Source organism: Pseudomonas mangrovi, from assembly GCF_003052585.1.
Lineage (GTDB): Bacteria > Pseudomonadota > Gammaproteobacteria > Pseudomonadales > Pseudomonadaceae > Aquipseudomonas > Aquipseudomonas mangrovi.
The window spans coordinates 286,702-299,654 of sequence record NZ_QASN01000019.1 but is presented as its reverse complement, the minus strand read 5'-3'; the positions used below and the strand labels follow the sequence as shown (position 1 = coordinate 299,654).

The 12,953-nt window shown below is 64.7% G+C and carries 10 protein-coding genes; 8 read left to right on the top strand and 2 right to left on the bottom strand.

Annotation, left to right across the window (positions count from 1 at the left end):
* Position 1 precedes the first annotated feature (1 nt).
* The 3 genes from DBO85_RS12460 to katG all read left to right on the top strand — a co-directional run bounded on the left by DBO85_RS12460 (position 2) and on the right by katG (position 3,879).
* The gene (locus DBO85_RS12460) at positions 2-1,003 is read left to right on the top strand and encodes a DNA-directed RNA polymerase subunit alpha (protein ID WP_108107599.1); all 1,002 of its coding nucleotides are present in this window, start codon (positions 2-4) and stop codon (positions 1,001-1,003) included.
* A 42-nt stretch (positions 1,004-1,045) separates the two neighbouring features.
* Positions 1,046-1,432: a 50S ribosomal protein L17 gene (rplQ, locus tag DBO85_RS12455; protein ID WP_108107598.1), complete on the top strand. Its 387-nt coding sequence runs from the start codon at positions 1,046-1,048 to the stop codon at positions 1,430-1,432.
* Between the two features lie 176 nt (positions 1,433-1,608).
* Positions 1,609-3,879, top strand: a complete 2,271-nt coding sequence (gene katG / locus DBO85_RS12450; protein WP_108107597.1) for a catalase/peroxidase HPI — start codon at positions 1,609-1,611, stop codon at positions 3,877-3,879.
* A 50-nt stretch (positions 3,880-3,929) separates the two neighbouring features.
* Here the strand turns inward: katG and uvrA are convergent, their stop codons facing one another.
* Complete coding sequence (gene uvrA / locus DBO85_RS12445; protein WP_108107596.1) at positions 3,930-6,764, bottom strand: excinuclease ABC subunit UvrA; 2,835 nt, start codon at positions 6,762-6,764, stop codon at positions 3,930-3,932.
* A 310-nt stretch (positions 6,765-7,074) separates the two neighbouring features.
* Between uvrA and DBO85_RS12440 the strand changes: the two genes are divergently transcribed.
* From DBO85_RS12440 to DBO85_RS12430, 3 genes are read left to right on the top strand one after another with little or no spacing between them, the layout of a single operon-like run.
* Positions 7,075-8,460, top strand: a complete 1,386-nt coding sequence (locus tag DBO85_RS12440) for an MFS transporter (RefSeq protein WP_108107595.1) — start codon at positions 7,075-7,077, stop codon at positions 8,458-8,460.
* 16 nt (positions 8,461-8,476) lie between these two features.
* Positions 8,477-8,971: a single-stranded DNA-binding protein gene (gene ssb, locus DBO85_RS12435; RefSeq protein ID WP_108107594.1), complete on the top strand. Its 495-nt coding sequence runs from the start codon at positions 8,477-8,479 to the stop codon at positions 8,969-8,971.
* 20 nt (positions 8,972-8,991) lie between these two features.
* Positions 8,992-9,873 (top strand): sugar nucleotide-binding protein, encoded by an 882-nt coding sequence (locus DBO85_RS12430; protein WP_108107593.1) that lies wholly within the window; start codon positions 8,992-8,994, stop codon positions 9,871-9,873.
* A 73-nt stretch (positions 9,874-9,946) separates the two neighbouring features.
* Here the strand turns inward: DBO85_RS12430 and DBO85_RS12425 are convergent, their stop codons facing one another.
* A complete protein-coding gene (locus DBO85_RS12425) occupies positions 9,947-10,621 on the bottom strand; it encodes an OmpW/AlkL family protein (RefSeq protein WP_108107592.1) in 675 nt (224 codons plus the stop codon).
* Positions 10,622-10,809: 188 nt separating this feature from the next.
* Here DBO85_RS12425 and DBO85_RS12420 point away from each other — a divergent pair, with 188 nt between their 5' ends.
* Both DBO85_RS12420 and DBO85_RS12415 read left to right on the top strand, forming a co-directional pair.
* The gene (locus DBO85_RS12420) at positions 10,810-11,580 is read left to right on the top strand and encodes a DUF3450 domain-containing protein (protein WP_108107591.1); all 771 of its coding nucleotides are present in this window, start codon (positions 10,810-10,812) and stop codon (positions 11,578-11,580) included.
* Positions 11,577-12,920 carry a MotA/TolQ/ExbB proton channel family protein gene (locus DBO85_RS12415; RefSeq protein ID WP_108107590.1) on the top strand — a complete coding sequence of 448 codons (1,344 nt, stop codon included), beginning with the start codon at positions 11,577-11,579 and terminating at the stop codon, positions 12,918-12,920. The genes DBO85_RS12420 and DBO85_RS12415 overlap by 4 nt, the downstream gene beginning before the upstream one ends.
* Positions 12,921-12,953: the final 33 nt, after the last annotated feature.

Here is a 12,953-nt window from a genome sequence, read left to right as displayed (position 1 = left end):
CATGCAGATTTCGGTAAATGAGTTCCTGACCCCCCGTCACATCGATGTGCAGGCGGTCAGCCAGACCCGCGCGAAGATCACGCTCGAGCCGCTCGAGCGTGGCTTCGGTCATACCCTGGGCAACGCGCTGCGTCGCATCCTGTTGTCCTCCATGCCCGGCTGTGCTGTGGTCGAGGCAGAGATCGACGGTGTGCTTCATGAGTACAGCGCCATCGAAGGTGTTCAGGAAGACGTCATCGAAATCCTGCTCAACCTGAAAGGCCTGGCCATCAAGCTGCACGGTCGCGATGAAGTCACCCTGAGCCTTTCCAAGAAGGGCGCTGGTGTCGTCACCGCAGCAGACATCCAGCTGGATCACGATGTCGAGATCGTCAATGGCGACCACGTCATTGCCAATCTGGCTTCCAATGGCGCGCTGAACATGCGTCTGACCGTGCGTCGTGGCCGTGGCTACGAGCCGGCAGATGCGCGTCAGGGTGACGAGGAAGAAAGCCGCAGCATCGGTCGCTTGCAGCTGGACGCCACTTTCAGCCCGGTTCGCCGGATTGCCTATGTGGTCGAGAACGCTCGCGTCGAGCAGCGCACCAACCTCGACAAGCTGGTAATCGATCTGGAAACCAACGGTACCCTGGATCCTGAAGAGGCCATCCGTCGTGCCGCGACCATTCTGCAGCAGCAGCTGGCCGCGTTCGTCGACCTCAAGGGTGACAGCGAGCCGGTGGTGATCGAGCAGGAAGACGAGATCGATCCGATCCTCCTGCGTCCGGTTGACGACCTCGAGCTGACCGTGCGTTCGGCCAACTGCCTGAAGGCTGAAAACATCTATTACATCGGCGATCTGATCCAGCGTACCGAAGTGGAACTGCTGAAGACCCCGAACCTTGGCAAGAAGTCCCTGACAGAGATCAAGGACGTTCTGGCCTCGCGTGGGCTCTCCCTCGGCATGCGCCTCGACAACTGGCCGCCGGCAAGTCTGAAGAAAGACGACAAGGCGACTGCCTGATCGTCACGATCACCGAACTTCAAGTTTGGTAAGGAATGAACCATGCGTCATCGTAAAAGTGGCCGTCACCTCAGCCGCACCAGCGCTCATCGCAAGGCCATGTTCCAGAACATGGCGGTTTCGCTGTTCGAGCACGAGCTGATCAAAACTACCCTGCCGAAAGCCAAGGAACTGCGCCGCGTTGCCGAGCCGCTGATCACCCTGGCCAAGGTCGACAACGTTGCCAACCGCCGCCTGGCCTTCGACCGTACCCGTTCGAAAGCCATCGTCGGCAAGCTGTTCAACGATCTGGGCAAACGCTACGCCACCCGTCAGGGCGGTTACCTGCGTATCCTCAAGTGCGGTTTCCGCGCTGGCGACAATGCGCCCATGGCGTACGTCGAGCTGGTTGACCGTCCGGTCACCGGTGCCGTCGAAGCAGCTGAATAAGCTACACGCGACAAATCAGAAAGCCGGGCCTAGTGCCCGGTTTTTTGTTGTCTGTGAAAAGACTCTGACTATCGACTGCTTTGCCGTAATGAATTGGGAAGCACCGCGTCGCTCTCCTAGACTCCTTCCATCGCCGACAGCTGGCCGGCAGATCGCATTCGATGAGGAGAGACGAGATGAGTCAGGAAGCAGAAGGCAAGTGTCCGTTTTCAGGCAACAGCACCGCGCAGCACACTGCCGGTGGCGGCACGACCAATAGAGACTGGTGGCCGAAGCAGCTGCGGGTTGATCTGTTGCACCAGCACTCGGCCAAGTCTAATCCGCTGGGTGAAAAGTTCGATTACGCGAGGGCATTCAGCAGTCTGGATCTGCAGGCGCTGAAGAATGATCTGCACGCCCTGATGACCGACTCACAGGACTGGTGGCCAGCCGATTTTGGGCACTATGGTCCGCTGTTCGTGCGCATGGCCTGGCACAGCGCCGGCACCTACCGCACCGGTGATGGCCGCGGAGGCGCAGGGCGCGGGCAACAGCGTTTCGCGCCCCTCAACAGCTGGCCGGACAACGTCAGCCTGGACAAGGCGCGGCGTCTGCTGTGGCCGATCAAGCAGAAGTACGGACAGAAGATTTCCTGGGCAGACCTGCTGATCCTGACTGGCAACGTCGCCCTGGAATCGATGGGCTTCAAGACCTTCGGCTTTGCCGGCGGTCGCGAGGACACCTGGGAGCCGGACCAGGACGTCTACTGGGGTACCGAGCAGACCTGGCTTGGCGGTGATGCCCGCTACGCCAAGGCTGGTGAGGGCCCTCTGGTTGCCGAGCCGCAGCTGCATGACAGTGAGCAGGATCGCACCGACAGCCAGGGACGCAATCTGGAGAACCCGCTGGCCGCAGTGCAGATGGGCCTGATCTACGTGAATCCGGAAGGCCCGGAGGGCAATCCCGACCCCATCGCCGCGGCGCACGACATTCGCGAGACCTTCGCGCGGATGGCGATGAACGATGAGGAAACCGTTGCCCTGATCGCCGGCGGACACACCTTCGGCAAGACCCATGGGGCCGGCCCCGCCGATCATGTCGGTGCCGAGCCCGAGGCTGCCGATATCGAGAGCCAGGGCCTGGGCTGGGCGAACTCCTTCGGTAGCGGCAAGGGCGGCGATACCATCACCAGCGGCCTGGAAGTGACCTGGACGCAAACGCCGGCGCAGTGGAGCAACTTCTTTTTCGAGAATCTGTTCAAGTACGAGTGGGCGCTGAGCAAAAGTCCGGCCGGGGCGCACCAATGGGTAGCGAAGGACGCCGAGCGGAGCATTCCCGATGCCCACGATCCTTCTAAGAAGCACCGCCCGACCATGCTCACCACCGATCTGTCGCTGCGCATGGATCCGGCCTACGAGAAGATCTCGCGCCGCTTCCTCGCGCATCCGGAGCAGTTCGCCGATGCCTTCGCCCGCGCCTGGTTCAAGCTGACCCACCGTGACATGGGCCCGCGCGCCCGCTATCTCGGCCCGGAAGTGCCGACAGAGGAGCTCCTCTGGCAGGATCCGATTCCTGTTCTCGATCACCCGCTGGTCGATGACCAGGATGTCGCGGCGCTCAAGCGCAAGGTATTGGGGGCGGGGCTGACGGTGTCCGAGCTGGTCGGCACCGCTTGGGCAGCCGCTTCGACTTTCCGCGGCTCGGACAAGCGCGGCGGAGCCAATGGTGCGCGCATTCGGCTGGCGCCGCAGAAGAACTGGGCGGCCAACCAGCCGGAACAGCTGGCTCGCGTCATCGCGACGTTGGAGGCGATTCAGGCCGAGTTCAACCGCGCGCAGACTGGCGGCAAGAAGGTCTCGCTCGCCGATCTGGTGGTGCTCGCAGGTGTCGTAGGGATCGAGCAGGCAGCCGGCAATGCCGGGCGCACGCTCAGCGTGCCGTTCACCCTGGGGCGGATGGACGCCTCACAGGAGCAGACCGATGTCGAGTCGTTCGCAGTGCTGGAGCCGATCGCCGACGGGTTCCGCAACTTCACCAAGGGGCGCTACAGCGTTCCGGCGGAGGCACTGCTGATCGACAAGGCGCAGCTGCTGACACTGACTGCCCCGGAGCTGACGGTACTGGTCGGAGGGCTGCGCTCGATCAACATCAATGTGGGCGGCAGTGCTCACGGGGTCTTCACTTCGCGTCCCGGGGCGCTGAGCAACGACTTCTTCAGCAACCTGCTCGACATGGGCACAGCGTGGAAGGCGGTGGGCGCCGATCGCGAGCTGTTCGAAGGCCGTGATCGTGCGACGGGCGAGCTGAAGTGGACGGCCACCCGAGTGGATCTGGTGTTCGGTTCCAATTCCGTGCTGCGTGCGCTGGCCGAGGTCTACGCCGGTGAAGCGGGGGAGGCGAAGTTCTTCGACGACTTCGTGGCGGCATGGACCAAGGTGATGAACCTGGATCGCTTCGATCTGGCCTGATCGCCTGGTGTGTAACAAAAAAGGCCCCGCATCTGCGGGGCCTTTTCGTTTCAGAGCCGGTCGCGTTCCAGCAGGGGTTTGAGGAAGTGGCCGGTGTGTGACTGCTCCATCTGCGTGATCTCCTCGGGCGTGCCGCAACCGATGATCTGGCCGCCCTTGGAGCCGCCTTCGGGGCCGAGGTCGACGATCCAGTCGGCGGTCTTGACCACGTCCAGGTTGTGCTCGATCACCACCACGGTGTTGCCGTGGTCACGCAGACGATGCAGCACGTCGAGCAGTTGCTGGATGTCGGCGAAGTGCAGGCCGGTGGTGGGCTCGTCGAGGATGTAGAGGGTCTTGCCGGTGTCGCGCTTGGACAGCTCGCGCGACAGCTTGACCCGCTGCGCCTCGCCGCCGGAGAGGGTGGTCGCGCTCTGGCCGAGCTTGATGTACGACAACCCGACGTCGATCAGCGTCTGCAGCTTGCGCGCCAGCGCCGGAACGGCGTCGAAGAACTCGCGGGCGTCCTCGATGGTCATCTCGAGCACGTCATGAATGTTCTTGCCCTTGTACTTCACCTCGAGCGTCTCGCGGTTGTAGCGCTTGCCCTTGCACACGTCGCAGGGGACGTAGATGTCCGGCAGAAAGTGCATCTCCACCTTGATCACGCCATCGCCTTGGCAGGCCTCGCAGCGCCCGCCCTTGACGTTGAAGGAGAAGCGCCCCGGGCCGTAGCCGCGCGAGCGCGATTCCGGCACGCCGGAGAACAGCTCGCGGATCGGCGTGAACAGCCCGGTGTAGGTCGCCGGATTGGAGCGCGGGGTGCGGCCGATCGGGCTCTGGTCGATGTCGACCACCTTGTCCAGGTGCTGCAGGCCGTCGAGCGAGTCGTGGGCAGCGGCTTCCAGGGTGCTGGCACCATTGAGTGCGGTGGCGGCCAGCGGGAACAGGGTGTTGTTGATCAGCGTCGACTTGCCTGAGCCCGACACGCCGGTGATGCAGGTGAGCAGCCCGAGCGGGATTTCCAGGTCGACGTTGCGCAGGTTGTTGCCGCGTGCGCCCTTGAGCTTGAGCTGCTTCTTTCTGTCGCGCGGGGTGCGCTTATCCGGATAGCGGATCTTCACCCGGCCGGAGAGGTACTTGCCGGTCAGCGAGTCGGGATGATTCATCACTTGCTCGGGCGTGCCCTCGGCGACGATCCGACCGCCATGTACGCCGGCACCGGGGCCGATGTCGACGACGTAATCGGCCAGGCGGATGGCGTCCTCGTCGTGCTCGACCACGATCACCGTGTTGCCCAGGTTGCGCAGGTGGGTGAGGGTGCCGAGCAGGCGTTCGTTGTCGCGCTGATGCAGGCCGATGGAGGGCTCGTCGAGGATGTACATGACCCCGACCAGGCCGGCGCCGATCTGGCTGGCCAGGCGGATGCGCTGGGCTTCGCCGCCGGACAGGGTGTCGGCGCTGCGGTCCAGGGTCAGGTAATCGAGGCCGACGTTGACCAGAAACTGCAGGCGCTCGCGAATCTCCTTGAGAATCTTGCTGGCGATCTCGCCGCGCCGCCCGCTCAGCGACAGATCGGCGAAGTAGTCGCAGGCGTCGCCCACCGGCAGCGCGGTGACCGCCGGCAGGGTCCGCTCGCCGACCCAGACGTGCCGTGCCTCGCGACGCAGACGAGTGCCACGGCACTCCTGGCAGGGCTGGGTGCTGAGGTACTTGGCCAGTTCCTCGCGCACCGTGGCCGACTCGGTTTCACGGTAGCGGCGCTCCAGGTTCGGCACTATGCCTTCGAAGGGGTGGGCGCGCTTGACGATGTCGCCGCGGTCGTTGAGATAGCGGAATTCCACGCTCTGGCTGCCACTACCGTGCAGGATCACCTTCTGGTGCTCGGCGGACAGATCATCGAAGGGTTGCTCGAGGCTGAAACCGTAGTGCGAGGCCAGCGAGCCGAGCATCTGGAAGTAGTAGACGTTGCGCCTGTCCCAGCCGCGGATGGCGCCTTCGGCCAGGGTCAGCTCGCCATTGACCAGGCGGCGTGGGTCGAAGAACTGCTTCACCCCCAGGCCGTCGCAGGTCGGGCAGGCGCCGGCCGGGTTGTTGAAGGAAAACAGCTTGGGCTCCAGCTCGCCGATCGAATGGCCGCAGTGCGGGCAGGCGAAGCGCGCGGAAAAGATGATTTCCTCGCCCGGCTCGTCGTCCATCGGCGCCGCCAGGGCGATGCCGTCGGCCATCTTCAGCGCGGTCTCGAAGGATTCGGCCAGGCGCTGCTGCAGGTCCTCGCGGACCTTGAAGCGGTCCACCACCACGTCGATGCTGTGCTTCTTCTGCTTGTCCAGCTTGGGCAATTCGTCCAGCTCGAACAGTTTGCCGTTGACCCTCGCGCGGACGAAGCCCTGGGCGCGCAGTTCCTCGAATACCGACAGGTGCTCGCCCTTGCGTTCACGCACCACCGGCGCCAGCAGCATCAGCTTGCGGCCCTCGGGCAGCGCCAGCACCTGGTCGACCATCTGGCTGACGGTCTGCGCCTCCAGCGGCACATCGTGCTCCGGGCAGCGCGGGGTGCCGACACGGGCATAGAGCAGGCGCAGGTAGTCGTAGATCTCGGTGATGGTGCCGACGGTCGAGCGCGGGTTGTGCGAGGTGGACTTCTGCTCGATGGAGATCGCCGGCGACAGGCCTTCGATGGTGTCGACATCGGGCTTTTCCATCATCGACAGGAATTGCCGGGCGTAGGCCGACAGCGACTCGACATAGCGGCGCTGGCCTTCGGCATAGAGCGTGTCGAAGGCCAGCGAGGACTTGCCCGAGCCGGACAGGCCGGTGATCACGATCAGTTGATCGCGCGGCAGGGTCAGGTCGATGTTCTTCAGGTTGTGGGTACGTGCCCCACGGATCAGGATCTTGTCCACAAGGAACCTCTAAAGCTGTCTAGCTAGCCAGCGCTTCGTTAAAGACAGGCTCGTGCGAGTCCGATCAGATGCTCATTTCTCTTCGACAGCCGCGCCTGTCCTCGCGTGCCTGTCTCGCCAGCGCTTTCGAAGACCCTGCCGCAGCCTCGCCTGGCGGGCGGAAACCCGCGAGTATAAGGTTCGTCGCGACATGGCGGCAAAGAGCACGGCGGTAAATCGTACTGCGCCCGCATGCCGCACCCCGCGCTTTTCGCTGCGCCGTCAGGAGGTGGGCTGCTAGAATCGCCGCCGGATTTCACGAGGTTCAGCAATGCAGGATTCGCACAGCGAGCGCATGAACGCAGCAGAGGGTCGCGCCGCCGGCGGCCTGGCGCTGGTCTTCGCCTTTCGCATGCTTGGCATGTTCATGGTGCTGCCGGTATTGGCGACCTACGGCCAGGAACTGATCGGCGCCACGCCCACGCTGATCGGCGTGGCCATCGGCGCCTACGGCCTGACCCAGGCACTGCTGCAGATTCCCTTCGGCATTCTTTCCGACCGCATCGGCCGGCTGCCGGTCATCTATTTCGGACTGCTGGTCTTTGCCCTGGGCGCGGGCGTTGCCGCCGAGGCCGAGAGCATTCATGGGGTGATCGCCGGCCGCGTGCTGCAGGGCGCCGGCGCCATCTCCGCCGCGGTCATGGCGCTGCTGTCGGATCTCACCCGCGAGCAGCACCGCACCAAGGCCATGGCGCTGATCGGCATGAGCATCGGTCTGTCGTTCGCCGTGGCGATGGTGATCGGCCCGTTGCTGACGCGCGCTTTCGGTCTGTCCGGACTGTTCTGGGCAACCGCCGGCATGGCGCTGCTGGGAATGCTGATCGTCGCCCTGGTAGTGCCGCGATCCACCCACCCGCTGAGTCATCGCGAGTCGGGCGTGGCGCGCCGCGAGTTGTTGACGACCCTGCGCAACAAGGATTTGTTGCGGCTGGACTTCGGCATCCTGGTGCTGCACGCGATTCTGATGGCGAGCTTCGTTGCGCTGCCGCTGGCGCTGGTCGAGCAGGGTGGTTTGGCCCGGGACGAACACTGGTGGGTCTACCTGTCGGCGCTGCTGATCGGCTTCTTCGGCATGGTGCCCTTCATCATCTATGGCGAGAAGAAACGGCGTATGCGCCGGGTGCTGGCCGGGGCGGTGGCGGTGTTGCTGGCGTGCGAGCTGTACTTCCTGTTGTTCGGCCAGAGTCTGCGTACGCTGGTGGTCGGTTTCGTGCTGTTCTTCACCGCCTTCAATCTGCTCGAGGCGTCTCTGCCGTCACTGGTGAGCAAGGTTGCGCCGGCTGCCGGCAAGGGCACGGCGATGGGGGTCTACTCCACCAGTCAGTTCCTCGGCGCCGCACTGGGCGGCATGCTCGGGGGCTGGTTGTTCGATCAGGGCGGACTGACCTGGGTGTTCGCCGGCTGCGCCTCGCTCAGTGCCCTCTGGCTGATAATTGCTGCTACCATGCGCGAGCCTCCCTATGTCACGAGTCTGCGCCTGCCGCTGTCCGCAGCTGCGCTTGCCGATGCAGGTCTGGTCCAGCGTCTGCTGGGCACTGCCGGGGTGACGGACGCTGTCGTGGTAGCCGAAGAGGCTGCCCTCTACGTGAAACTGGATACCGAACAATTGGACCGCACGTCCCTTGAGCGCCTCATCGAAGCGCCGTCGGCGTGCTGAAGCCTAGGAGAACGTCATGGCCCGTGGGGTTAACAAAGTCATTCTGATCGGCAACGTCGGCGGTGATCCCGAAACCCGCTACCTGCCCAACGGCAATGCGGTGACCAACATCACCCTGGCCACCACCGACAGCTGGAAGGACAAGCAGACCGGCCAGCAGCAGGAGCGCACCGAATGGCATCGTGTCGTGCTCTTCGGCAAGGTCGCCGAGATTGCCGGCGAGTACCTGCGCAAGGGTTCGCAGTGCTACATCGAAGGCCGCCTGCAGACCCGTGAGTGGGAAAAGGACGGCGTCAAGCGCTACACCACCGAAATCGTCGTCGACATGCAGGGCACCATGCAGCTGCTCGGCGGCCGTGGCGGCAATGATGGTGACAACGCCCCGCGTCAGCAGCGTCCGCAGCGCGAGCAACAGGCCGCCCCGGCCCGCGAGCAGCAGCCACGCCCGCAACCGGCAGCCCAGCAGCCGGCGCCGGATTACGACAGCTTCGACGACGACATCCCGTTCTGACGCAAAGGTAGTCGCTTCACATGCACATGCGCCTGATGCTGCTGGGCGGCGGTAATGCTCTGGGTCAGGCGCTGATTCGCCAGGGCGCCGAGGAAGACATCGGTTTCCTCGCGCCGCGCCCTCCCGAGCAGGGCTGGGATGCCGCCAGCCTGACCCAACTGCTCGATGACACCCGCCCCGACGTCCTGATCAACCTTGCCTACTACTTCGACTGGTTCCAGGCCGAAGACTGGTGCGAGGCGCGTGCTGCTGCCCAAGAGCGTGCGGTCGGGCGGCTGGCGGAGCTGTGTCAGCATCATTCGATGATTCTGGTGCAGCCCTCCAGCTACCGGGTGTTCGATGGTGCGCGTGCAACCGCCTACAGCGAAAAGGACGAGCCGATCCCGCTGGGGGTGCGCGGCCAACTGCTCTGGCGGGTCGAGCAGGCGGTCCGTGCGGGCTGTCCGCGGCACGTGCTGCTGCGCTTTGGCTGGCTGCTCGACGACAGCGCCGAGGGCGTGCTCGGACGCTTTCTGCGCAAGGCCGAGCAGGGTGGAGAGATTCCCCTGGCGGATGATCGACGCGGCAATGCGACGCCGGTCGATGATGCGGCGCGGGTGATCCTGGCGGTGGTCAAACAGCTCGATTGTCAGGCGCCGCTCTGGGGTACCTACCATTACGGCGGCCACGAGGCGACCACGCCAATGGTGCTGGCGCAGGCCGCGTTGGCTGAGGCGCGTCAGTATCGCGGGGATCTGGCCGAGCCGGTCGCGGTGGCGCATGCCGCCTGCGCCGATGCGCTGGAGGAGCCGCAGCACGCGGTGCTCGCCTGCAGGAAGATCCTGCATACCTTCGGCATCAAGCCGCGGGCGTGGCGTTCGGGGTTGGCCGGACTGCTGGATCGCTACTACCGCCACGACTGAAGGCCGTTTGCGGCTTTCCAGACTGCAGAAACGAAACAGGCGCCTTGCGGCGCCTGTTCTGTCTTGGCTGGACTTAGAACTTGTAGCCCAGGCCGACCATGTAGACCATCGGGTCGACGTCGACATCGACCTTGACCTTGCCGAAGGCCGAGTCGGCAGTGGCGTGGGTTTCGATATCGATGTAGCGCACCTGGGCGTTGAGCATCAGGTTGTCGGTGAGCATGTAGTCCATGCCGACCTGAGCGGCCAGGCCCCAGGAGTCGTCCAGGTTCAGGTTGCTGAAGCCCTGAGCCTTGCGCTGGTCGGTCAGCTTCTCGTTGAAGAAGGTGGTGTAGTTGATGCCGAGACCGACGTAGGGCTGGAAGGCGGACTTGCTGTCCAGCGGATAGAAAACGGCGCTGACGGTCGGCGGCAGGTGCTTGATGTCACCCAGTTTGCCGTCGAGATTCAGCGGCATGCCCTTGATGCCTACCGAGTGGCTGAAGGGGGTGGCCGCCAGCAGTTCGATACCGACCTTGTCGGTAATCATGTACGCGAAGTTCAGGCCCAGCTGAGTGTCGCTGTCGAGCGTGGCGTTGGTGCCCGGGAGGTCATTGGTGGCCTCGGTGAAGATCTTGCTGCTGCTTTCACGCGGGTCGACGGTAATGGCGCCGGCGCGAACGATGATGTCGCCGGCCTCGAAGGCCTGGGCAGCGGGAGCGGCGATGGCCGCGGCGAGCAGGGAAGCGGTGAGCAGAGTCTTGCGCATGGGGATACTCCAGGTCAGCAGTGTGGGTAATTGGCTGAAGGCAATGTTATGGAGCGGCGCCTGGCGCTTCTTGATCCAGCTCAATGAATGGCCCTGTTGCCCCTGCGGTCTTTTGTCCGTTGCTTTTTGCGCGGGCGCTAGATGATAATACTTCTCTTTTAAATGGATGCCTGCCGAGGATTCGCTGCATGCCCTTACCCTCTATTCGCCTTCTGGCCCTGGGCCTGATGCTGCCGTCGCTGCCTCTGGCGGCGTCGCCGCTGGATGCGGCGCTCGATGAAAGCCAGCGCCAGGCTGGCGATGCCAAGGCTTCCCAGAGCCGCGTCGAGTCTCTCGACGATGCCAGCCGGCAGATGCTGCTGGACTACCGCAATGCCTTGCAGCAGGCTGAATCATTGAAAGGTTATAACGTGCAGCTGCGTGAGCTGGTTGCTGCCCAGCGCAAGGAGCTGGAAGGTTATCAGCGCCAGCTCGATGGCATCGAGCGCACCCAGGAAGCCGTCACCCCGCAGATGCGGCGGATGGTCGAGGTACTCGGCGAGTTCATCGCAGCCGACCTGCCATTCCTGCCGGACGAGCGGGCTGATCGCCTGACGCAACTGCAGGAGCTGCTGCCGCGCGCCGACGTCAGCCTGGCGGAAAAGTACCGCCGCATTCTCGAGGCCTACCAGATCGAGAGCGACTACGGCCGTACCCTTGAAGCCTGGCGTGGCGAGCTGCCGGAAGAGGGCGGTTCGCGCAGCGTCGAGTTTCTTCGTCTGGGCCGGGTGATGCTCTATTACCAGACCCTGGACGGCCATGAGAGCGGCTGGTGGAATCCGCAGGCGAACGCCTGGCAGACGCTCGACAGCAGCGCGCGCCGGCCGCTGACCCAGGCGATTGCCATCGCTCGTGAGCAGCAGGCGCCGAGCCTGTTGCAGTTGCCCGTGAAAACCCTGGCCGGGGAGGCCAAGCAATGATTCGTCGGATTGCCCTGCTGCCCCTGTTCCTTGTCGTCGGTCTGTCCCAGGCCGCTCCCCTGTCGCCGGATCAACTGCTCGAGCGGATTCGCAGTGACCGCGCCTCCGAGGCTCGCGCCATGCAGCAGCGCGAGGAAGAGTTCGTCTCCCGCCGTGGCGAGCAGGCGCAGTTGCTGGCCCGCGCCCGCGCCGTGCTCAACGAGCAGAAGGCCGAGGCGGAGCGTCTGAAGGCCGAGTTCGACCGCCAGGAGACCGAGCTGGCCGCGCAGGAGCAGCTGCTGGCACAGCGTTCGGGTCATCTGGGCGAATTGTTCGGCGTGGTGCGCCAGAGCGCCGGCGACGTCCTCGGCCAGTGGCGCGACAGCCAACTCAATGCCCAGTACCCACAGCGCATCGCGCAGTTGCGCAGTCTGGCGGAAAGCCGCGGTCTGCCCTCGGCGGATGATCTCGATGGCTACTGGATGCTGCTGCTCGAGGATCTGGCCGCCAGCGGCCGGGTCGAGCGCATCAGCCTGCCGGTGGTGCAGCCGGACGGCCAGCGCATCGAACAGCAGGTCCTGCGCGTCGGCAGTTTCTCCGCTTTCAACGAAGACGCCGCGCTGCGCTACGACGCCGATGCCGGCGTGCTGCTGGCACCGCCGCGTCAGCCCTCCGGGCTGGGCCTGATCGACGACTACCTGTCGAGCACGGACAGTCTCGCGGCGCTGCCGATCGATCCCACCCGCGGCACGTTGCTGGCCCAACTGCAACGCCAGCCGAGTCTGCTCGACCGTCTGCGCCAGGGCGGCCTGGTCGGCTGGGTGATCGTGGCGCTCGGGGTCTTCGGCCTGCTGCTCGCCGCCTGGCGTCTGTTCTGGCTGCAGCGTGTGGCGTCCGGGGTGCGCGCGCAGATTCGCGAGCTGGACAACCCACGTGATGACAACCCGCTGGGTCGCGTCATCGGCGTGCTCGGGCCCAACCCGCAGCTGTCCGACCTGGAAACCCTGGAGCTCAAGCTCGACGAGGCGATCCTGCAGGAAACCCCGCCGCTGGAACGTGGCCAGGGCCTGCTCAAGCTGCTGGCCGCGGTGGCACCGCTGCTTGGTCTGCTGGGTACCGTGACCGGGATGATCGTGACCTTCCAGGCGATCACCCAGAGCGGCACCGGCGACTCGCGACTGATGGCCGATGGTATTTCCCAGGCCCTGGTCACCACGGTGGAAGGTCTGGTGGTGGCGATCCCGCTGCTGTTCCTGCATAGCCTGCTGGCCAGTCGCAGCAAGGGCCTCATCCAGTTGCTCGAACAGCAGAGCGCCGGGCTGATCGCCCTGCACCTGTCGGGGAACCCGCGCCGTGGCTGACATCTATTCCGCCTGGCTGCGCCTGGTCGACAG

Coding starts and splice junctions, on each gene's coding strand:
- ssb (WP_108107594.1), top strand. CDS start 8,477: ATGGCCCGTGGGGTTAACAAAGTCATTCTGATCGGCAACGTCGGCGGT.
- katG (WP_108107597.1), top strand. CDS start 1,609: ATGAGTCAGGAAGCAGAAGGCAAGTGTCCGTTTTCAGGCAACAGCACC.
- rplQ (WP_108107598.1), top strand. CDS start 1,046: ATGCGTCATCGTAAAAGTGGCCGTCACCTCAGCCGCACCAGCGCTCAT.
- DBO85_RS12425 (WP_108107592.1), bottom strand. CDS start 10,621: ATGCGCAAGACTCTGCTCACCGCTTCCCTGCTCGCCGCGGCCATCGCC.
- DBO85_RS12440 (WP_108107595.1), top strand. CDS start 7,075: ATGCAGGATTCGCACAGCGAGCGCATGAACGCAGCAGAGGGTCGCGCC.
- DBO85_RS12430 (WP_108107593.1), top strand. CDS start 8,992: ATGCACATGCGCCTGATGCTGCTGGGCGGCGGTAATGCTCTGGGTCAG.
- DBO85_RS12460 (WP_108107599.1), top strand. CDS start 2: ATGCAGATTTCGGTAAATGAGTTCCTGACCCCCCGTCACATCGATGTG.
- DBO85_RS12415 (WP_108107590.1), top strand. CDS start 11,577: ATGATTCGTCGGATTGCCCTGCTGCCCCTGTTCCTTGTCGTCGGTCTG.
- DBO85_RS12420 (WP_108107591.1), top strand. CDS start 10,810: ATGCCCTTACCCTCTATTCGCCTTCTGGCCCTGGGCCTGATGCTGCCG.